At 61.3% G+C, this 19,485-nt stretch carries 22 protein-coding genes; 17 read left to right on the forward strand and 5 right to left on the reverse strand.

Annotated features, from left to right (window positions below; all coding sequences use genetic code 11):
- Nucleotides 1-2: 2 nt before the first annotated feature.
- Genes V5B59_RS22915 through hyfB form a run of 3 tightly spaced genes read right to left on the reverse strand, consistent with a single transcriptional unit; the run spans nt 3 to nt 3,641 of the window.
- Entirely contained in the window at nt 3-662 is a 660-nt protein-coding gene (locus tag V5B59_RS22915) for a formate hydrogenlyase (RefSeq protein WP_034917124.1), read from the reverse strand.
- Between the two features lie 4 nt (nt 663-666).
- Nucleotides 667-1,614, reverse strand: coding sequence for a respiratory chain complex I subunit 1 family protein (locus tag V5B59_RS22920; protein WP_169070712.1), 948 nt, complete (start codon nt 1,612-1,614; stop codon nt 667-669).
- Nucleotides 1,611-3,641 carry a hydrogenase 4 subunit B gene (gene hyfB / locus V5B59_RS22925; protein ID WP_332352351.1) on the reverse strand — a complete coding sequence of 677 codons (2,031 nt, stop codon included), beginning with the start codon at nt 3,639-3,641 and terminating at the stop codon, nt 1,611-1,613. Before hyfB ends, V5B59_RS22920 begins: the two co-directional genes overlap by 4 nt.
- A 240-nt stretch (nt 3,642-3,881) precedes the next feature.
- Here hyfB and V5B59_RS22930 point away from each other — a divergent pair, with 240 nt between their 5' ends.
- The 16 genes from V5B59_RS22930 (at nt 3,882) to V5B59_RS23005 (ending at nt 15,887) form a co-directional block, all read left to right on the forward strand.
- A complete protein-coding gene (locus V5B59_RS22930) occupies nt 3,882-4,082 on the forward strand; it encodes a CopG family transcriptional regulator (RefSeq protein WP_169070711.1) in 201 nt (66 codons plus the stop codon).
- 211 nt (nt 4,083-4,293) lie between these two features.
- Entirely contained in the window at nt 4,294-4,911 is a 618-nt protein-coding gene (locus tag V5B59_RS22935; RefSeq protein ID WP_034917091.1) for a ComEA family DNA-binding protein, read from the forward strand.
- 161 nt (nt 4,912-5,072) lie between these two features.
- The gene (locus tag V5B59_RS22940; protein ID WP_169070710.1) at nt 5,073-5,936 is read left to right on the forward strand and encodes a DMT family transporter; all 864 of its coding nucleotides are present in this window, start codon (nt 5,073-5,075) and stop codon (nt 5,934-5,936) included.
- Nucleotides 5,933-6,499: a crossover junction endodeoxyribonuclease RuvC gene (gene ruvC / locus V5B59_RS22945; RefSeq protein WP_169070709.1), complete on the forward strand. Its 567-nt coding sequence runs from the start codon at nt 5,933-5,935 to the stop codon at nt 6,497-6,499. Before V5B59_RS22940 ends, ruvC begins: the two co-directional genes overlap by 4 nt.
- On the forward strand, nt 6,496-7,071 hold the full coding sequence (gene ruvA, locus V5B59_RS22950) for a Holliday junction branch migration protein RuvA (protein WP_332352352.1): 576 nt from the start codon (nt 6,496-6,498) through the stop codon (nt 7,069-7,071). The genes ruvC and ruvA overlap by 4 nt, the downstream gene beginning before the upstream one ends.
- Before the next feature lie 7 nt (nt 7,072-7,078).
- A complete protein-coding gene (locus V5B59_RS22955) occupies nt 7,079-8,158 on the forward strand; it encodes an AI-2E family transporter (protein ID WP_034911223.1) in 1,080 nt (359 codons plus the stop codon).
- On the forward strand, nt 8,155-9,219 hold the full coding sequence (gene ruvB / locus V5B59_RS22960) for a Holliday junction branch migration DNA helicase RuvB (RefSeq protein WP_169070708.1): 1,065 nt from the start codon (nt 8,155-8,157) through the stop codon (nt 9,217-9,219). Before V5B59_RS22955 ends, ruvB begins: the two co-directional genes overlap by 4 nt.
- 68 nt (nt 9,220-9,287) lie before the next feature.
- Nucleotides 9,288-9,731 (forward strand): tol-pal system-associated acyl-CoA thioesterase, encoded by a 444-nt coding sequence (gene ybgC / locus V5B59_RS22965; RefSeq protein WP_169070707.1) that lies wholly within the window; start codon nt 9,288-9,290, stop codon nt 9,729-9,731.
- On the forward strand, nt 9,728-10,405 hold the full coding sequence (gene tolQ, locus V5B59_RS22970) for a protein TolQ (RefSeq protein WP_034924219.1): 678 nt from the start codon (nt 9,728-9,730) through the stop codon (nt 10,403-10,405). The genes ybgC and tolQ overlap by 4 nt, the downstream gene beginning before the upstream one ends.
- Before the next feature lie 4 nt (nt 10,406-10,409).
- Nucleotides 10,410-10,814 carry a protein TolR gene (gene tolR / locus V5B59_RS22975; RefSeq protein ID WP_169070706.1) on the forward strand — a complete coding sequence of 135 codons (405 nt, stop codon included), beginning with the start codon at nt 10,410-10,412 and terminating at the stop codon, nt 10,812-10,814.
- Nucleotides 10,815-10,825: 11 nt separating this feature from the next.
- Nucleotides 10,826-12,076 (forward strand): energy transducer TonB, encoded by a 1,251-nt coding sequence (locus V5B59_RS22980; RefSeq protein ID WP_169070705.1) that lies wholly within the window; start codon nt 10,826-10,828, stop codon nt 12,074-12,076.
- A 95-nt stretch (nt 12,077-12,171) separates the two neighbouring features.
- A complete protein-coding gene (gene tolB / locus V5B59_RS22985; protein WP_169070704.1) occupies nt 12,172-13,464 on the forward strand; it encodes a Tol-Pal system beta propeller repeat protein TolB in 1,293 nt (430 codons plus the stop codon).
- 41 nt (nt 13,465-13,505) lie between these two features.
- The gene (pal, locus tag V5B59_RS22990; protein WP_034911202.1) at nt 13,506-14,036 is read left to right on the forward strand and encodes a peptidoglycan-associated lipoprotein Pal; all 531 of its coding nucleotides are present in this window, start codon (nt 13,506-13,508) and stop codon (nt 14,034-14,036) included.
- Nucleotide 14,037: 1 nt separating this feature from the next.
- The gene (ybgF, locus tag V5B59_RS22995; protein ID WP_169070703.1) at nt 14,038-14,841 is read left to right on the forward strand and encodes a tol-pal system protein YbgF; all 804 of its coding nucleotides are present in this window, start codon (nt 14,038-14,040) and stop codon (nt 14,839-14,841) included.
- Nucleotides 14,842-14,845: 4 nt separating this feature from the next.
- Nucleotides 14,846-15,505: a 7-carboxy-7-deazaguanine synthase QueE gene (queE, locus tag V5B59_RS23000; protein ID WP_169070702.1), complete on the forward strand. Its 660-nt coding sequence runs from the start codon at nt 14,846-14,848 to the stop codon at nt 15,503-15,505.
- 19 nt (nt 15,506-15,524) lie between these two features.
- The gene (locus V5B59_RS23005) at nt 15,525-15,887 is read left to right on the forward strand and encodes a PilZ domain-containing protein (RefSeq protein WP_169070701.1); all 363 of its coding nucleotides are present in this window, start codon (nt 15,525-15,527) and stop codon (nt 15,885-15,887) included.
- Between the two features lie 94 nt (nt 15,888-15,981).
- Here the strand turns inward: V5B59_RS23005 and V5B59_RS23010 are convergent, their stop codons facing one another.
- Complete coding sequence (locus V5B59_RS23010) at nt 15,982-16,959, reverse strand: hypothetical protein (RefSeq protein WP_034911208.1); 978 nt, start codon at nt 16,957-16,959, stop codon at nt 15,982-15,984.
- 178 nt (nt 16,960-17,137) lie between these two features.
- Between V5B59_RS23010 and queC the strand changes: the two genes are divergently transcribed.
- Nucleotides 17,138-17,839 carry a 7-cyano-7-deazaguanine synthase QueC gene (queC, locus tag V5B59_RS23015; RefSeq protein ID WP_034911209.1) on the forward strand — a complete coding sequence of 234 codons (702 nt, stop codon included), beginning with the start codon at nt 17,138-17,140 and terminating at the stop codon, nt 17,837-17,839.
- Between the two features lie 15 nt (nt 17,840-17,854).
- Here queC and V5B59_RS23020 read toward each other — a convergent pair whose 3' ends face one another.
- Entirely contained in the window at nt 17,855-19,174 is a 1,320-nt protein-coding gene (locus V5B59_RS23020; RefSeq protein WP_169070738.1) for a hemolysin family protein, read from the reverse strand.
- Nucleotides 19,175-19,485: the final 311 nt, after the last annotated feature.

A 19,485-nucleotide genomic window follows, 5' to 3' on the forward strand; every position in this document is an offset into this window, starting at 1 on the left:
AGTCAGTCTTCCCTGAGCTTTTCGAGGTGGCTGATGTCGAGGCTATCGAACTCTTCGCGGATATGGAACATGAATACGCCGAGAATCAGGATCCCGACCAGCACGTCCAGGGCGATGCCGAGTTCGACGACCATCGGCATGCCGTAGGTCGCCGAGGTGGCGGCGAAGAACAGGCCGTTTTCCATCGACAGAAAACCGATCACCTGTGGCACCGCTTTTGAGCGGGTAATCATCATCATGAACGAGAGCAGTACGCAAGCGAGCGCGATGCCGAGCGTGCCGCGGGCGATACTGACCGACAACTTGGAAATCGGCAGTGCCAGGTTGAATGCGAAAATGACGAGCGCAATGCCGATGATCATTGTCATCGGGATGTTGATCAGCGTCTCGACGTCCCAGCGCACGTCGAGACGATTGATCACCCGATGCAGCAACAGCGGGATTAGGATCACCTTTAACACCAGCGTGATTCCTGCCGAGACGTAGAGGTGTGGCTGGTGGGTGGCGTAGCCGACCAGCAGCGTTGCGGCGACCAGGATCGCGCCCTGCGCGGTGAACAGGTGAATCAGCGACAGAATCCGCCGCTGCGATATCATCGCGAACGACAGCATCAGCAGGATTGCCGCGAGGAGATTGATCAACTGGCCGACGAGTTCGCTCATCATCTCACTGCCCCAGGAGAATCGAGACGAGCATGCCGATCACCGCCAGCAGAAAAGCGGTAGCGAGGAATTCCGGCACGCGAAAGATGCGCATTTTGGCGCTCAGCGTTTCGAGTAGCGCGAGCAGGACGCCGCCGATCGCCAGTTTGAGAATCAGCACCGGCATCGCCAGCAGCAGCGCCAGCGGCGCCTCGGCCTCGGCCACTCCCCAGGGGAAAAACAGCGCCAGCCCGATACACGAGTAGGCAAACAGCTTCAAGCTGGCGGCCCATTCGAGCAGCGCCAGATGACGGCCCGAATATTCGAGGATCAGCGCCTCGTGGATCATCGTCAGTTCGAGATGAGTCGCCGGGTTGTCCACTGGAACTCGGGCATTTTCGGCCAGTGAAACCATGGTGAAGGCCACGCCGGCCAGGGCAAGGCTCGGATAGATCGCCAGATGGCGATGTGCCAGCGTCTCGACGATGGTGGTCAGCGAGGTCGACTTCGAGATCAGTGACGCCGAGAACAGCACCATCAGCAGCGCCGGTTCGGCAAGAAAGCCGATCAGCATTTCGCGCCGGGCGCCGAACGTTCCGAACGAAGTGCCGACGTCCATCGCCGCCAGCGAAATGAACACCCGTGCGACGGCGAACAGGCCGACCAGGGCAATCGCGTCGGCCGCCGGTGACAAGGGCAGATCGGTCGACAGCGTTGGAATGATCGCACTGGCCAGCGCCATGCAGCCGAAAACGATATACGGCGCACCCCGGAACAGCGGCGATGCGTGCTCGGAGATCAGCGATTCCTTGTTGAACAGTTTGTGCAGCATGCGGTACGGCTGCAGCAAGCCGGCGCCCGACTTGTTCTGCAGCCAGGCGCGACACTGGTTGATCCAACCGCTGAGCAAGGGCGCCAGCAGCAGAGCCATGACGATCTCGAGCAGTTGCGAAGCGACACCGAGCCCCGTCATTGTTTCACCACCGTCAGCACCAGCAGCAGGGTCACGAAGCTGTAGAGCAGGTACACCGCAATCCGCCCCTGCTGCAAGCGGCCGATCAGGCGCGCCAAACGCTCGACGACGCTGGCCAGCGGCAGGTAGAGCCAGTGCCAGATGGGGTCGCCAACGCTGACGTGATAGCGGGGTTGGCGATCAAACGGCGTCGGAAGTTCGCGCTCTATCCGGAAAAAAGGCTCGAAAATCTGCCGGATCGGTTGCCCAAAACCCTCTGCCGTATCCTGCATGCGGGCGTTCTGCCAGGGGTAGCCGCAGTCCCAGGGCGGCGCGCGGCGCAGACGACCGTGGTAAAAAATGCGGACCAGCAGGAAAGCGATCGCGAAGCTGGCCGCAACGCCGAGCAGGAAGATCGCCGGCCCATAACTCGCACGTTCCATCGCCACCGGCACCAGCAGCCAGCCACCGGCAGCCACCGTATTGCCCATCCCGGCGCCGACCATTGTGCGCGTCACTGGATCGATGAGGGCAATGAACTGCACCGGAAACAAGCCCAGCGCAACGCAGCCGCTGACCAGCCAGAGCATGCCGACGCGCTCCCAGCCGCCGGCGTCGTGCGCCTGCGCGAGTTTGTCCTCACGCGGCTGGCCGAGGAAGATGATGCCGAAGAACTTGACCATGGTGTAGCCGGCGAGGGCGGCGATCAGCGCAATCAGCGCTGCCACTACCGGGATCAGCATGTTCAGGAATGGACTCGGCAGGCTCGGTGAGAAAAGGAAGCTTTGCAGCAGCAACCATTCCGAGACGAAGCCCCCGAACGGCGGCAGACCGGCGCTGGCCAGCACCGCAAGCAAGGTAATCCAAGCCACCCAGGGCATGTAGCGGATCAGGCCACCGAGTTTGCCCAGGTTGCGTTCGCTGGTGGCATGCAGTACCGCACCGGTGCCGACAAAGAGCAGGCTCTTGAAGAAGGCGTGGCTGGTGACGTGGTAGAGCACCGCGGTCAGCGCCAGTGACGCCATCGGCTGCATGCCGTAGGCGGAAAACAGCACGGCCAGACCAATACCCGTAAACATCAGACCGATGTTCTCGATTGACGAGTAGGCCAGCATGCGTTTCATATCCACCTGTACCGCGGCGAAGACGACGCCGAACAGCGCGGTCGCCAAGCCAAGCACCAGGAGCAACAGGCCCCACCACCAGACCTGGGTGTGCAGCAGATCGAAAAGTATCCGCAGCACGCCGTAGATGGCGGTCTTCAACATCACTCCGCTCATCAGTGCCGAAACCGGCGAGGGAGCGGCCGGATGCGCCTCGGGGAGCCACACATGTAGCGGCAGAATGCCGGCCTTGGCGCCAAAACCGAAGAGCGCGAGCAGGAAGGCGATCGACGCCGACAACGGCGAAAGCGCCTGGGCGCGCATATTGGCAAAGGTGTAGTCGCCGGTATTCGCTTGCAGCACGCCGAAGCAGAGCAGGATGCCGATGGAGCCAATATGCGCGACCAGCAGATAGAGATAGCCGGCACGCTGGATCTCGACGATACGATGGTTTGCGGTGACCAGAAAGAACGACGACAGGGCCATCGTTTCCCACATCACCATGAACACATAGGCATCGTCGGCGAGGACCACCAGCGCCATGCTCGCGAGAAAGAGGTGGTACTCGAAAGCCAGCAGACCGGGCGGCGTTCCTTCGCCCTGGCGGAAATAGCCGGCGGCGAATGCCGACACGCCCGCCGAGATGCAGCCGATGAGCATCAGGAAGAAAGCCGACAGGCTGTCGAGGCGAAAATGGAAGGGCAGGCTCGGCAGGCCGATCGGCAGCACCGCGACTTCGGGCGAACTCAGCGCTGCACTCAGGGCAATGCCGAATAGGGCCAGTCCGCAAGCACCACCGACGGGAAACAGCACCTTCGCCACCAGCGTCAGGTGGCGCAAGGCAAAGATGCCCGCCACGCCAAGTAGCAGCCACGCGGCCACCACCAGCAGAACCCAGTCCAGATGCACCCACTGCGCCGCCGCGTGCAGCCCGCTGGTGGTCACGATCGGTTGTCACCGCGGCTGTCGCGTGCAGCAAGTGGACGATCAGCAGTAATAGCGAAGATCATACCGTTCAGGCATTTCGGAAAAACTCGTCTGGATTCAACGGAAGGGGCACTTTAAAGTGTTCAGAACGGGGCGAAACCTACCCTGTCGAGCATGCTACTATCTTGATTCGAGAACCATTATATTCGCTTCTGATACTATTGCAATGATAATTTAATTAACACGCAAAGTGCTCCTATGGAAAATCGTACCTCACGCCTCACCATCCTAATCGACCCGCGCAAGAAGCAGATTTTCGAAGAGATCTGCGCATCGCATGACCTGACGCCTTCGCAGGTGGTGCGCAAGTTGATTCGGCAATACATCATCGACAACGCCGGCGACCGGGATCTGCCGGACTGGCTACGGGGGCGGTCTTCACCCGAGCGGGAGAGTTGATCCTGGCCAGCAGTGCCTGGCCATCGTCGGCCCCTGAGCGCGTGCACCCGTACCAGCAAGGCTACTGCCTCGGCCTTGATCGGAGGTGCCTGGAAAAGTCATGACCTTTTGGTCAACGTAAAGCTCTTGTGGAGCGTTAAGCAATGCTGCAGGACGCCAGGCGGACAGAGGCTTGGTGATTTGCGACCCCAATCTCACCAGGAGGAACGCCATGCACAAGCTGATTACCCTGTTGCTCACTTTGCTGATGATCACGATGAATGCCTTTGCTGCGGTCAATGTGAATACCGCCAACAAGGACGAACTGCAAATGCTCACCGGTATCGGTCCGGCCAAGGCCCAGGCAATTATCGATTATCGCACCAAGAATGGTGACTTCAAGACGGTGGACGATCTCACCAAGGTGCCCGGCATTGGACCGGCAGTCCTCGGCAAGATGAAGAGTGACGTGACCTTGACCGGGGCGACAACGGCCAAGCCGGCAGCTACAGCAACACCGGCGGCGGCCAAGGCTGCACCCGCGAAGGCCGAGCCTGCCAAGGCCGCACCCCCGGCAGGCGCCGCTGCACCAGCAAGTGCGCCCACGGCTGCTCCGAAAACTCCGGCGACTCCCGCAGCGGCTGCGGCCACCAAGCCTGTCACTACTCCCGCTGCCGCGGCAGGCGCTCCAGCACCGGCAACCACCAAACCGGCAGCGACTCCTGTCGCACCCGCCGCCAAGGCCGAGCCAGCGAAACCCGTTGAGAGCAAAGATGCAGCCAAACCGGCGACCAGGAAAGACGCCCCGAGCGATGCCAAGAGCACGGATGCCGCTGCAGCGAAGAAGTAATCTCCAACCGCCTTTCTCGGCAAGATGCAATGACAAACCCCGCCTTTGCGGGGTTTGTCATTGCTGCCCTGCGCAGACCAGGGCCTGCCGTTCCGACCGCGGGCCGCCATCGCTGCCGCGATGCTTGCTACACTCCTGTCCTGCGTCCATAAGCCGAGCCCATGCGTCCCCTGCCATCGCTGCTGCCTTTTCTCTTTGTATTCCTGTGGAGCACCGGCTTCATCGGCGCCAAGTTCGGGCTGCCGTACGCCGAGCCGCTGACTTTCCTGCTCGCCCGCTACCTCCTGGTGCTCGTGCTGATGACGCTGTTTGCCCTGGCGACGCGTGCGCCATGGCCCGCCGACGGGCGTCAGCTTGTCCACATCGGCATTTCCGGGCTGTTGGTGCACGCGCTCTACCTGGGCGGGGTGTTCACGGCCATCAAGCATGGTCTGCCGGCTGGCGTAACGGCGCTGGTGGTCGGCATGCAGCCGCTGCTGACCGCTTGTGGTGCCGGTTTTCTGCTCGGTGAACGCGTATCGCCACGGCAATGGCTGGGCCTGGTGCTGGGCTTTGCCGGCGTGGCGCTGGTGGTTGCCAATAAACTCGGCGACCTGCCGCTGGCGGCGATGCTGCTGCCGGCGTTCGCCGCCTTGCTCGGAATCACGCTCGGCACGCTTTACCAGAAGCGTTTTTGCCCGCACTTCGACCTGCGTACCGGTTCGGTCATTCAATTCCTGCCGACCGCGGTGCTTACGGCGCTCGCCGCCTGGACCAGCGAAAGCATGCACATCGAGTGGACGCCGCAGTTTGCCTTTGCCCTGCTGTGGCTGGTGCTGGTACTCTCGTTTGGTGCGATCAGCCTGCTCAATGTGTTGATTCGCAGCGGCAGCGCGGTCAACGTCGCCAGCCTTTTCTACCTGACTCCCCCCAGCACGGCGGTGATCGCCTGGCTGGTGTTCGGCGAAACGCTCGGCGGACTGGCGCTGGCCGGGATGCTGCTGGCGGTCGGCGGGGTCTATCTGGCACGGGCGCAAAACCGATGAGCGCCGCTGCGAGACCGGTGCTGCGCATTCTCGGCATCGACCCTGGTTTGCGCATCACCGGCTTCGGATTGATCGAGAAAACCGGCAACCACCTGGCCTACCTCGCCAGCGGCTGTATCCGCACAGACGTCCGGGATTCGCTGCCTGGCCGTCTGGGAACGATCTACGCCGGCCTGCGCGAACTGCTGGCACAGCACCGACCGGACCAGGCGGCGGTGGAGATCGTGTTTGTCAACGTCAATCCACAATCGACGCTGCTGCTCGGCCAGGCGCGTGGCGCGGCGATCACGGCGCTGGTCGCCAGCGGCCTCGAAGTTGCCGAATATACGGCCTTGCAGGTCAAGCAGGCGGTGGTCGGCAACGGCCATGCCGACAAGGTGCAGGTGCAGCACATGGTGCGCCGCCTGTTGTCCTTGTCGGCAGACCCCCGCCCGGACGCTGCCGATGCGCTGGCTTGCGCCATCGCGCACGCGCACGCTGGGCAGGGGTTCGGGCAACTGGCCAGCAGCGGCCTGCATGTACGCAACGGCCGCCTGAGGGTGGCCAGGGAGAACAAGCGATGATCAGCCGACTGACCGGAATCCTGCTGGAAAAAAATCCGCCACAGGTGGTGGTCGACGTGCACGGCGTCGCTTACGAGCTCGATGTTCCGATGAGCACTTTTTACAATCTGCCGGCAAATGGCGAGAAGATCAGTTTGCTGACCCACTATGTGGTACGTGAAGATGGACATTTTCTCTACGGATTCGCCAGCGAAGGTGAACGCTTTGCCTTTCGCCAGTTGCTGAAAATTTCGGGTGTCGGTGCACGTCTGGCACTGTCGGTGCTATCCGGGCTATCGGTGAGCGATCTCGCGCAGGTCGTGGCGCGGCAGGAGGTCGGCCGCCTGACCAAGGTGCCCGGCATTGGCACCAAGACCGCCGAACGCCTGCTGCTCGAACTCAAGGGGAAATTCGCAGATGCGCTGCCGGCAAGCGCCGTTCCTGCCGCTGCCGCGCACAATGACATTCTCAATGCGCTGCTGGCTCTGGGTTACAATGACCGCGAAGCAGGGGCAGCGATGAAACAGCTAGCGGCCGACGTCACCACCTCCGACGGCATTCGGCAGGCGCTCAAGCTGCTGTCAAGAGTCTGAATCGACCATGAATCCCGGCCACAAACAACTTATCCAGATCGCGCTCGTCGCCTTGCTGCTGATCGGCTGCATTGCCGTCTTGTTGCCGTTCACCGGGACGCTGCTCTTCGCCATCGTCATCTGTGTCACCACCCTGCCAATCCGCAATCGCCTGCTCACCCTCTGCGGCGGGCGTAGCAATCTGGCGGCGCTGCTGGTGTCGATTCTGCTGCTGCTGGTGCTGGTAGCGCCCGTGGCACTGCTGTCGGGATCGCTTGCCGACGGCGTCGAGATTGCGATTCGCTACCTCAAGCCATTGATGGAAAAAGGGCTGCCCGCCGATCCGCCAGCCTGGCTGGCGAGACTGCCGATCGTCGGTCGCGATGCCGCTGCCTATTGGCATGAACTGATCGAGAGTCGCGAGGAAATGAATGCCCTGCTGCATCAGTTCGTGGATCCGACGCGCCGGCTGGCCTTGGCTACCGCCGCGCTCCTGGCACAGGGACTGTTGCAACTGGTGCTGGTGATTTTCTTCGTATTTTTCATCTTTCGTGACGCACATCTCTATGCGGACGCACTGCACACCGGCAGTCGCGCACTCGCCGGCGATCTCGGCGAGCGCATGCTGGCGCTGGCGGAAGGGACGGTCACCGGGGTCATGGTCGGCATCGTCGGGACGGCGGCCGCACAGGCGCTGGTGGCGATGATCGGTTTCATCATCGCGGGTGTGCCGGGGATCATCATCCTGACCGTGGCCACCTTCTTCTTCTCGATGGTGCCGGTGATCGGGGCCACGCTGATCTGGCTGGGCGCTGCCGTCTGGCTCTACAACGAGGGCCAGACCGGCTGGGCGGTGTTCATGGTGGTGTGGGGGATGTTCGGCATCAGCAGCGTCGATAACTTCATCAAACCGATTCTGATTTCACGGACCGCCAGCCTGCCACTGTTGTTGATCGTCGTCGGTGTCTTTGGCGGCGTGCTGGTCTTCGGCTTCATCGGCCTGTTCCTTGGGCCGACCTTGCTGGCACTCGGGCAGGTGCTGGTTCGCGAGTGGCTGGCGCATGCCGATTCGGAATCGTTGCTGTCAGAGGAGATTTCGCAGCGATGATCGAAACCGACGATCTTGGCAACTCCGCCGTCGACCGGCTGATCTCGGCCGAGGCGAAATCCACCCAGGAAGAAGCGATCGAACGCGCCCTGCGGCCTCGCCGTCTCGCCGATTACGTCGGTCAGGCCAAGATTCGCGAGCAACTGACGATCTTCATCGAAGCGGCCAGGCGGCGCAACGACACGCTCGATCACGTTCTCCTGTTTGGTCCGCCAGGTCTCGGAAAGACCACACTGGCACACATCATTGCCACCGAGATGGGCGTCAACCTGCGCTCGACCTCGGGCCCGGTCCTCGAACGCGCCGGTGATCTGGCTGCCATTCTGACCAATCTCGAACCCCGCGACGTCCTCTTCATCGACGAGATTCACCGCCTCTCGCCGGTCGTCGAAGAAATCCTGTATCCGGCGCTGGAGGACTTCCAGATCGATATCATGATCGGCGAGGGTCCGGCAGCACGTTCGGTCAAGCTCGATCTGCCCCCGTTCACGTTGGTGGGTGCGACCACTCGCGCCGGCATGCTGACCAATCCCTTGCGCGATCGCTTCGGGATTGTCTCGCGACTCGAGTTTTACACGCCCGAGGAACTGATGCTGATTGTCACACGCTCGTCGCAACTGCTCAAGGTGCCTGCCGATCCCGGCGGCGCCCTGGAAATTGCGCGCCGTTCGCGGGGCACGCCACGCATTGCCAACCGACTGTTGCGGCGCGTCCGCGATTTCGCCGAGGTCCGGGCAAACGGCCACATCACGCAGGAAGTTGCTGATCAGGCATTGCTGATGCTCGATGTCGATCATGGTGGCCTTGACGTCATGGACCGCAAGCTGCTGTCCGCGGTGATCGACAAGTTTGCCGGTGGCCCGGTCGGTGTCGACAATCTCGCTGCCGCGATCGGCGAAGCGCGCGACACCATCGAAGATGTTCTCGAACCGTATCTGATCCAGCAAGGCTTCCTGCAGCGCACGCCACGCGGTCGGGTGGCAACCGCGGCGGTTTACCGTCATCTCGGCCTTATGGCGATGCTCGGCGAAGCGCAGGGTGCTCTCTGGCGGGCGCCCTGAGAGGACGCAGCCTGATCACAAACCCTTACATTCGCCAGCAGAATGCTGCCCTAGAATCGGCGTTAGCCATGAAACATCCACAAAAACCCAACGCGTTCACCATCCCAGTTCGCATTTACTACGAAGACACCGATGCCGGTGGCGTCGTGTATTACGCCAATTACCTGAAGTTTTTCGAACGCTGCCGCAGCGAATGGCTGCGCGCGATCGGTCACCAGCAGGCCGAACTGCTGCGCGATCCGGGGATTGCCTTCGTCGTTCGCAGCGTCAGCATCGACTACCTGAAACCGGCGCGACTCGACGATCAACTCGTCGTCGGTCTCGAAGTGGAGAAAATCGGCCGCGCACAGATCTTCTTTCGCCAGCATATCCGGCGCGCCGATGCGACTGTCGAAGGGCACTGGCAGGAACTGGTCAGCGGCACCGTGCACATCGTTTGCGTCAACTCGATGCAGATGAAAGCAACTTCGATTCCCGCAATTCTGCGTACCAAACTGGAAGCCCTGCAATGAATGTCTCGCAAGACCTCTCGATCCTGCATCTGATCCTCAATGCCAGCGCCGTGGTGCAGGCCGTGATGCTGCTGCTGGCCGGCGTCTCTTTCATGTCCTGGTACTACATTTTCCGCAAGTGGTTCACGGTGAAAGCGGCGCGTGCGCAGACCGAGCAGTTCGAGCGTGACTTCTGGAGCGGTGGCGACCTCAACAGTCTCTACCAGAGTGCGATCAATGACCGCCATAGCACCGGCAGCATGGAACGTATCTTCGAAGCAGGTTTTCGTGAATTCACCAAGCTGCGCAGCCAGAAGAACCTCGATCCGAAAGACGTCATCGACGGCTCGCGTCGCGCCATGCGCGCCACCTACCAGCGCGAGATGGACAGCATCGACTCGCACCTCGCCTTTCTCGCTTCGGTTGGTTCGGTAAGCCCGTATGTCGGCCTGTTCGGCACTGTCTGGGGAATCATGCATTCCTTCCGTGGTCTCTCGAATGTCGGTCAGGCAACGCTCGCTGCGGTCGCGCCGGGCATTGCTGAAGCACTGGTGGCGACCGCCATCGGCCTCTTCGCGGCGATCCCGGCGGTGGTCGCCTACAATCGTTTTGCGCACGAGATCGATCGCTTGTCTTCGCGCTTCGAGTCCTTCATGGAAGAGTTCTCGAACATCCTGCAACGGCAGATGAGGTAAGGCCATGCGTCCACGCCGTCTGAAAAACGAAATCAACGTCGTTCCCTATATCGATGTCATGCTCGTGCTGCTGGTCATCTTCATGGTGACGGCGCCGATGATGACTACCGCCAGTATCGACGTACCGTCGGTCGGCAAGGCCGCGCAGCCACCAGCCGAAGCGCTGCAGGTGATCGTCCGCGCCGACCGGACGCTGGCGCTGCTTGCCCCCGGCAAGTCCGAACGCCCGCTCAGCCGCAACGAGCTATCGGAAGCGATTGTCGCCGCGCAGCGCAAGAACCCCGAGCAGGCGGTAGTCATCGCCGGCGACAGGAATGTCAAGTATCAGGCGGTGCTTGAGGTCATGGACGATCTTCAGCAGAAACAGGTCAAACGCATCGGCCTTCTCGTGCAACCCACCGGCAAGTGAGTCCCTGATCGGTGGAAGCTGTCGAAGCCCTCCCGCGGCCGCCGCAGGACGACCCAGCCAAATGGCCGTCGCTGGCTCTTTCCGCGACCGTCCATTTGCTGCTGCTCGGCGCGCTGTTCGTGGGCATGCAATGGAAGAGCCAGCCGCCATCTGCGGTCGAGGTCGAAGTCTGGCGTGCCGCGCCAGCTCCGACGGTGGCCAGTCAGCCCGAGCCGAGAATGGAGCCAAGGCCCGAACCCAAGCCCGAACCCAGGCCGGAGCCAAAGCCCGAACCCAGGCCGGAGCCAAAGCCTGAACCCAAACCGGTAGCCAAGGCAATCGCGAAGCCTGAGCCCAAACCGGAGGCGAAGCCGAAACCGGAGCCGAAACCGGAGCCGAAACCGGAGCCGAAACCGGAGCCGAAACCGGAGCCGAAACCGGAGCCGAAACCCGTTGCCAAGGCAGTCGCAAAACCGGAATCGAAACCCGAAGCCAAGCCTCCTCTCAAGCCGGACATCCCTCTGAAGGAGGAGAAAAAGCCCAAGGAACCACCAAAGGAAGCCAAGGTCAAGGAAACTCTCAAGGAGCCCAAACCGACGGAAGCGCCCAAAGAAACCAAGGCGAAGGAAACGCCCCGGAAGGAAGAACCCAAACCGAAAGAACCCCCGCGCAAGGAAGAGCCCAAGGCCAAGGAACCATCCCGAAAGGAGGAACCCAAGGCAAAGGAACCCGTGCGCAAGGAAGAACCCAAACCCCGGGAGCCTGAACGAAAAGACGAGCCGAAGGCAAAGGAACCGCCCCGGAAGGATGATCCGCGTAAACCGGAAACGGATCCGAGGCCAAACCCGCGAGATGCCGTGGACCGTGAACTAAAGGAACTCAAACAGCAGAAGGCTGAGCAGAAAGCCGCCGAGGATAGGCGCGCGCGCGATGAAGCTCAGGAGCGTCTACGGAAGCAGTTGCAGACCGAGCAGGCGTCGGCCGAGAAAGCGCGTACGCAGTCGCTCGACGAGGAGGCGTACAAGCACAGAATTCGCCTCAAGGTTCGCAATAACGTGTCGTTGCCACCCGGCATCCAGGGCAATCCGAAGGCGGAGTTCGAAGTGACTCAGCTTCCCACCGGCGATGTGCTCGATGTCAGGCTGCTCCGGTCGAGCGGCAACCCGGCGCTCGATGCTGCGGTCGAGCGAGCGATCCGCAAGTCGTCGCCGTTGCCCAAGCCGGCCCAACCCGAACTCTTCAAGCGTGTTCTGAACCTGTACTATAGACCACATGACGACTAGCAAAGCACTGCGGTTGCGCATGCAAGATCACGTTTGGTTACAAATCAAGAGCATTCAGAGACGATATAATCGCGCATTCTGTATTGGACTGTCCCATGTCTGGAATCGGACTCAAACTGCGCCGGATTGGCCTGCTTGCCGTCAGCGCACTGGCCTTTCTGCAGCCTCCTGCACACGCCCAACTGACCATCGAGATCACCGGCGCCGGCGCCAACCGTATCCCGGTGGCAATCGCCGATTTTGGCGGCGAGGCGAGCGCCTCGCGGGTGGTGACTTCGGTGGTGCGTGGCGACCTGGAACGGAGCGGTGTGTTCAAGATGATTGACACGAGCGGGGTGGCCATGACCGAGACGTCCAACCCGGCCTACCCGGAGTGGCGAGGCCGTGGTGCCGACGCACTGGCCGCCGGCAGTATCGGCGGCAGTGACGACGGCCGGCAGGAGGCACGTTTCCGTCTTTACGACGTCAACAAGCAGGCCGTTCTTGGCGGCTCTGCTTTCGTGACCTCCAAAGCCATGCTGCGTGCTGCCGGCCATCGCATCGCCGACATGATCTACGAAAAACTGACCGGTGAGCCCGGCGTCTTCTCGACTCGTGTCGCTTATGTGGTCAGGGTCAGCGCTGCTCGCTACGAGCTGCATATTTCCGACGCGGATGGCCAGAATGCACAGGTCGCGCTGATCTCCAAGGAACCCATCATCTCGCCTTCCTGGTCACCAGATGGTGGCCGTCTGGCCTATGTTTCCTTTGAAAACAAGAAGCCGGTGGTCTACGTTCACTCGCTGGCTTCAGGCAAGCGGGTCGTCGTCGCCAACTTCAAGGGTTCCAACTCGGCGCCAGCGTGGTCGCCTGATGGCCGCAAGCTGGCGGTGGTGCTGAGCAAGGAGGGTGGCTCGCAGATCTTTATCGTCAACGCGGATGGTTCCGGTGCACAGCGTCTGACGACCGACAACGCGATCAATACCGAGCCCAACTTCTCGCCTGACGGGCAATTCGTCTATTTCACCTCGGATCGTGGCGGTAGCCCGCAGATTTACCGGGTCAGTGTCGGTGGTGGCGAAGCCCAGAGAGTGAGCTTCGAAGGCAGCTACAATGTGACCCCGCGTCTTTCTCCTGATGGCAAGACGATGGCGTTCATCAGTCGGCGGGATGGCAGTTTCCGTCTTTCGGTGATGGACCTTGCCAGCCGGCAGGTGCAGGTCCTGACCGACTCGCACAAGGATGAATCACCGACTTTTTCCCCGAACGGCCGGATGATCCTGATTGCCACCGAGATGGGCGGTCGCGGGGTGCTCTCGGCGGTTTCCATTGATGGCCGTATCAAGCAACGCCTTTCCATTACGGCGGGTGATGTTCGCGAACCGGCGTGGGGTCCCTTCAACAAATGAAAATCGATTTTCCCTTTAGCCTCTTGCGCAGGAGAAACCGCATGAAACCACTCGTCCTTCCGGCCGTCTTGGCCCTCCTGATAGCCGCTTGCAGTTCAACCCCCGAGAGCGGTGATCAGGCTGCCGGTGCGCCCGTCGAGACACGCGCAGCCGGGCCGGGGGTGGCAACGGTGACGACCGGCGGTGTGGATAGTCGAGGCCTGCCGGCGGCACTCACCGATCCGAAGAGCGTCCTGTCGAAGCGTAGCGTGTACTTTGACTACGACAGTTACGAAGTCAAGGCCGAGTACAAGGATCTGGTGACCGCACATGCCAAGTTTCTTACCGAAAACCGCCAGTTCAAGATGCTGATCCAGGGGAATACCGACGAGCGCGGCAGCCGTGAGTACAACCTGGCGCTGGGCCAGAAACGCGCTGACGCGATCCGGAAGATGTTGTCCTTGCTCGGTGCTCGCGAAGATCAGCTCGAATCGGTGAGCCTTGGCGAAGAAAAACCGAAGAACGAGGGCCATAACGAGAGTGCCTGGGCAGAGAACCGGCGCGGCGACATGCTCTACAACGGCGAGTTCTAGCATGCCGGGGCTGTCGATGCGGCGCTGCTCCGGCCAGGCGCGCGTTCTGACGATGGCTTTGTTGCTTGCTGTGCCGGGAGTATTCGGGGTGCGCCACGCGCATGCCGGACTCTTCGATGACGAGGAGGCTCGCCGTCAAATCAGGGACATTTCGACCAAGACCAACGAGCGCCTAGACACTTTTGCCAAGGGACAAATCGAGCTGGCCAATCAGATTCAGGCGCTACGCGAAGAGAACTCGCGTCTTCGTGGCCAGGTCGAGACGCTGATCTATGAACTCGATGCGGCCAGGAAGCGGCAACAGGACTTCTACGTCGATCTCGACGGTCGCCTGCGCAAGCTCGAACCACAGGCTGCGCCTAGCACCGAGGCAAAACCTGCGGACGAGGGCAAGCCGCCGCTTGATACCCCCCCCAGGAAAGCTGCCAGCGATCCAGCCGCTGAAACGCGTGAATACGAGGTGGCGCTCAACCTGTTCCGGGCCAACAAGCTCAAGGAGGCGGCTGCGGCTTTCGAGGCTTTTGCCAGGGCACATCCGGACAGCAACCTGACTCCCAGCGCACAGTACTGGCTTGGCAATGTCCATTATTCGATGCGTGACTGCAAGAAGGCAATCGATGCACACCGGGTGGTAGCCAGCAAATGGCCAACTCACGCCAAGGCACCAGACGCGCTGCTCAACCTCGCCACCTGCCAGCAGGAACTTGCAGATGCCAAGGGTGCGAAGATGACGCTCGAAACCCTGGTCGCCAAGTACCCAGACAGCGCCGCTGCTACCACCGCCAGGCAGCGCCTGAAGAAATAGGGCAGTGAAGGCCTCTGTCCGCCCGCTTTCGCTGAAGATCAGCGAAATTTTCCTGTCTCTGCAAGGTGAGAGTTCACGCGTCGGATTGCCGTCGGTTTTTGTCCGCCTGACCGGCTGCCCGCTCCGTTGTGTCTGGTGCGACACCGCTTACGCCTTCAGCGGTGGCCAGACCATGTCGCTGCCGGACATCCTTGCCGAGGTGGCGCGTCATGGGGTAGCTCACGTTTGCGTGACCGGCGGCGAACCGCTCGCGCAGCCGGCGTGCCTGCCGCTGTTGAGCAAGTTGAGCGACGCCGGCTATGCAGTATCGCTGGAAACCTCTGGCGCTCTCGACATCAGCGGCGTCGATGTCCGGGTTTCGCGAATCGTTGATCTCAAGGCTCCGGGCTCCGGCGAGTTCGACCGAAATCGCTGGCAGAACCTGGCCCTGCTGACCAGCAACGATGAACTCAAGCTGGTTCTCAAGGACCGTGCCGACTACGAGTGGGCACGCCAGTTGATCGTCGACTGCCAGCTTGCTGCGCTCTGTCCGGTGCTCCTCTCACCGGTCGAGGGAGAGCTGGCGGCGACGACGCTGGCGGACTGGATACTCGTCGATCGGCTACCGGTGCGCTTTCAGTTGCAACTCCACAAAGTGCTTTGGGGTAAGATGCGTGGCAGGTAGCTTGAGAGAGACCCCTGTCATGAGCGAAGAACGCCGCCAGTATTCCCGAATCTCCTTTGCATCACCAGCGCAACTGCTGTTGGGCAAGCTAATATTCGAGGTGCAGGTGCTGGACCTTTCATTGAAGGGCGCGCTGCTGTGTCTGTCGGACGATACCGCGGTGGCGATCGGGGCGGCTGCCGTCCTGGACGTTCCCCTCGATGAGCTCGGCAACCGGATTCGCATGCAGACCACTGTCGCCCATTGCGAAGGCAGACAGGCGGGCCTGGTGTGCCAGCTCATCGACATCGACAGCGTTACCCACCTGCGACGCCTGGTTGAACTCAATCTTGGCGACGCCGATCTGCTACAGCGGGAGCTTGCAGCGCTGCTTTCCGGGTAGAACTTCGTATTTCCGGAGTATTCATGCTCTGTGCATGGTCGCGACGCGGTGCGCAAGCGGTCTTCCGGCGGTTCCTGTCTGCTGCCAGCACGCTTCACACCGCACTGGCTGCCAAGCTGTCGCGCCACGGTTCGTCAGGCTTGAACACCATGACGCGGCCCTGATTCTTGTTGACGATCAGGATGTCACCGGCCGCGACCAGTTCGCCGTTCTGCCTGGCCACCGCCACCGCGCAGGGTTTGGAGAGATCCGGGTGCTTGAGTACCCCAAGCTGCCTTCCCCGTGTTGAGACGAAGCGCAGAGAACCCGGTTGCAAGCCCAGGTGATCGCCAAACTCGGCAATCAGAAAGCCCTGCTTGACAGTCTCGAAATCATCGAAGACCTGCAGCGCGGCGGTATCGATGACCTGCGGTTCGCTGGCGCTGCCGTCATGGTTGATCTTTACACTTCCGAATACGGCTGCTGGAATACCGTTGCCGGTGTAGTACAGGGTGTCGTCCCGGATCTTCAGGCCATTGGGTTTGCAGCCCGGCGGGCGGCACCAAGGGATATCCTGAACACTGACGCCAGCAGCTTCAAGGGGCACGCGGTAGATGCCGGGCGTGAGGCTCGGCCCGCTGTTGGCGACATAGAGGCAGCGGCGCTGCGTGTCAATGGCGATTCCATTGGCCAGGACATTGTCGGGGAGGCTGCCGAGCACATCGGTGAAGGCCGCTGGTGTCTTTCTCAGGTCACAACGGACGATCCAGGATTCGGCGTGAAAGGTGAATGCCGCAAGGTAGATCTGCAGCAAGCCCATACTCGTCTGCTCTACATTGTTGACATCGTCCATGATCGCCTTGAGCAGCGGATTATCACTTTGATGGACATGTGCGCAGGCCAGGTACAGGTAATTGCCGTGCGCGGCGATGCCGTTTTTCAGGAAGCTTCTGGGTAAGTCATTGACGCGAACGGGGATGAGCTTTTTCTCACAGACGCCGCCGGAGCCACCCAGCAGCTCGTAGACCCCCTCGCGGGCGGTGACGAACAGGCGCTGCTCCTCGCTGATCACGAGATTTTCGGCATTTGACACGTCGCGACATAGCGTTCTAAGAGACCCGCTCACTGCCTGCGGTGGTGATACCAGGGAAGTGTACAGGGACATCATCATCGGATCTCCGATTAGTAATTGTGCCAACTGCCTGGCTGGACAGGTGGAAGCGATTCTCCTGATTCCCGCTGCCGCTGGAAAGCGGTATATTTGTCAGGCCATGAATATACCACTTCCACTGCCCGGCAGGCGTGCAGTCGTTCTCCTCTCAGGCGGACTCGATTCGGCAACCACGCTGGCGATCGCCCGCGCGAGTGGTTTCGCGTGCTACTGCCTGTCGGTCGACTACGGTCAGCGCCATCGAGCCGAGCTGCGCGCGGCAGCGGCTGTTGCCGGCTCTCTCGGGGTCTGTGAGCATCGGGTGCTGCTCCTGCGACTGGATGTCTTCGGGGGTTCGGCTCTGACCGACACCCGCATCGCTGTTCCCGTCGACGGTCTGCAGCCGGGAATTCCTGTCACTTACGTACCGGCACGTAATACCATCATGCTCTCGCTGGCCCTGGCCTGGGCCGAGGTGCTGGGTAGTCGCGATATTTTCGTCGGTGTCAACGCAGTCGACTACTCGGGTTATCCCGATTGCCGGCCGGAGTACATCGCGGCCTTCGAAAGCATGGCCAATCTCGCCACCAGGGCTGCCGTCGAAGGCGCGACGCTGCGCATTCACGCACCACTGCTCCATCTTGGCAAGGCCGAGATCATTGCTCGCGGCAATGATCTGGGCGTGGACTATGGTCTGACGGTTTCCTGTTATCAGGCTGACCAGGACGGACGTGCCTGCGGCGTTTGCGATTCTTGCCGATTGCGACGAGCTGGTTTTGCTGCGGCCGGTCTCGCCGACCCTGGCGCTTATCGGGTATTCTGACCGCGGTCAGTGCGATCATTCGCTGGCATCGACCGCCGCCTCGCTGAAGCGCAGCCTGCGCGCGACCAGCACCTTGTCCACTCGATTGCGGTCCATGTCGACCACTTCGAAACGCCACTCGGCCCATTCAAAGTGATCCGATGCCACCGGAACGCGCCCGAGCACGTACATGATGAAGCCACCCAGCGTGTTGAAGGCGTTCTCGTCTTCCCCCGGCAGCACCGCGTTGATCTCGAGAACGGTCTTCAGGCGTTCGATGGTGACGCTGCCATCCGCCAGCCATGAACCATCCGTGCGGATGACGATATCCTGTTCCTCGGCAGTATCCCAGCTCGGGAGATCGCCGACGATCGAAGCCAGCACGTCGCTGAGGGTGACCAGACCCTGCAGGTCGCCGTATTCGTCGATCATCAGCGCGCACTGCTGGCGCGCCCTGCGGAAGGTTTCGAGCAGTTGGGTGGTCGTGACGCTGGCCGGTACATAGAGCGCTGGCCGGACAAATGGCTCGACTGTGAGAGGCTCGCCGAAGAGGGCGCCCTTGAGGAGATCGCCGGTGCGCAGGATGCCGACGACGTTCTCCAGGCCGTCGCGGCAGACGACAATCCGCTTGTACGGACTCTCGGCGAGATGCTTGCGAATTTCCGCTTCGCTCGCATTCAGGTCGAGCAGGTAGATATCCTTGCGCGGGGTCATGATCGCGCCAATGTGCTGCTCGTCGAGGCGCAGCACATTGGCGACGATGGCCTGCTCGCTTTCGTGGAAGACGCCTGCCTTGGCGCCCTGGCTCATCAGGACCTTGATCTCGTCGTTGCTCACCGAGGACTCCTGCGTGTGGCGCGCTCCAAGCAGGCGCAGGAGCAGGTTGGATGACGAAGCGAGCAGCCATACCAGGGGACGCGCCAGTCGCGAAAGCAGGTTCATTGGTGGCGCAATCAGCGCGGCGATACGCTCCGGGGCCAACAAGCCGAGACGTTTGGGCACCAGTTCGCCGACCACGACCGAGAAATAGGTCAGCACGGCGACGACCAGCGTCAGTGCGATCGCGCTGGCGTGGTCCGCGAGGACTGAGAACTTTCCCAGCCATTCGGCGAGTGGAATGGCCAGTGTCGCCTCGCCGATGGCGCCGCTGAGGATACCTACCGTGGTGATGCCGACCTGGACGGTGGATAGAAAAATCGATGGCTCGAGACTCAATGTCAGAGCTGAGCGTGCGCCCGCATTACCGTCTTCAGCCAGCTTCAGCAGGCGTGACTGCCGCGAAGAGACGACAGCGATTTCCGACATGGCCAGAACGCCGTTGAGCAGGATCAGAAAGAGTAGCAGGGCAATGTCCACGATGGCTAGGTTGTTGCGAAATACCAACAAAAATGACACGGCGACATCGCCGTCGAACGGCATTATAAGGTTCTCTGGCGATGTAGGGAGGCATTGCCAAGGCCTGCTCCGTTCAATGCGAAAGGCATTTCCGGAGCTGCCGGTATGGGTATTTCACCGGTGCATTTCCAAGGCAGGTTGACAAAATCGATACTTATCAATAGACTGCAATTTCTGCAGTAGCAAACAAACGCATCGCAGTCAGTCCGCTGCATATTTGCCGCTCTGTTCGCAGGCCATCAAGGCACACAGAGTTCCGGCCTCAGGGGAAG

Origin of the sequence: Candidatus Accumulibacter contiguus (assembly GCF_036625285.1) — a bacterium.
GTDB classification, from domain to species: Bacteria; Pseudomonadota; Gammaproteobacteria; order Burkholderiales; family Rhodocyclaceae; genus Accumulibacter; species Accumulibacter contiguus.

Coding starts and splice junctions, on each gene's coding strand:
- V5B59_RS22915 (WP_034917124.1), bottom strand. CDS start 662: ATGAGCGAACTCGTCGGCCAGTTGATCAATCTCCTCGCGGCAATCCTG.
- V5B59_RS22920 (WP_169070712.1), bottom strand. CDS start 1,614: ATGACGGGGCTCGGTGTCGCTTCGCAACTGCTCGAGATCGTCATGGCT.
- V5B59_RS22930 (WP_169070711.1), top strand. CDS start 3,882: ATGGAAAATCGTACCTCACGCCTCACCATCCTAATCGACCCGCGCAAG.
- V5B59_RS22935 (WP_034917091.1), top strand. CDS start 4,294: ATGCACAAGCTGATTACCCTGTTGCTCACTTTGCTGATGATCACGATG.
- V5B59_RS22940 (WP_169070710.1), top strand. CDS start 5,073: ATGCGTCCCCTGCCATCGCTGCTGCCTTTTCTCTTTGTATTCCTGTGG.
- ruvC (WP_169070709.1), top strand. CDS start 5,933: ATGAGCGCCGCTGCGAGACCGGTGCTGCGCATTCTCGGCATCGACCCT.
- ruvA (WP_332352352.1), top strand. CDS start 6,496: ATGATCAGCCGACTGACCGGAATCCTGCTGGAAAAAAATCCGCCACAG.
- V5B59_RS22955 (WP_034911223.1), top strand. CDS start 7,079: ATGAATCCCGGCCACAAACAACTTATCCAGATCGCGCTCGTCGCCTTG.
- ruvB (WP_169070708.1), top strand. CDS start 8,155: ATGATCGAAACCGACGATCTTGGCAACTCCGCCGTCGACCGGCTGATC.
- ybgC (WP_169070707.1), top strand. CDS start 9,288: ATGAAACATCCACAAAAACCCAACGCGTTCACCATCCCAGTTCGCATT.
- tolQ (WP_034924219.1), top strand. CDS start 9,728: ATGAATGTCTCGCAAGACCTCTCGATCCTGCATCTGATCCTCAATGCC.
- tolR (WP_169070706.1), top strand. CDS start 10,410: ATGCGTCCACGCCGTCTGAAAAACGAAATCAACGTCGTTCCCTATATC.
- tolB (WP_169070704.1), top strand. CDS start 12,172: ATGTCTGGAATCGGACTCAAACTGCGCCGGATTGGCCTGCTTGCCGTC.
- pal (WP_034911202.1), top strand. CDS start 13,506: ATGAAACCACTCGTCCTTCCGGCCGTCTTGGCCCTCCTGATAGCCGCT.
- ybgF (WP_169070703.1), top strand. CDS start 14,038: ATGCCGGGGCTGTCGATGCGGCGCTGCTCCGGCCAGGCGCGCGTTCTG.
- V5B59_RS23005 (WP_169070701.1), top strand. CDS start 15,525: ATGAGCGAAGAACGCCGCCAGTATTCCCGAATCTCCTTTGCATCACCA.
- queC (WP_034911209.1), top strand. CDS start 17,138: ATGAATATACCACTTCCACTGCCCGGCAGGCGTGCAGTCGTTCTCCTC.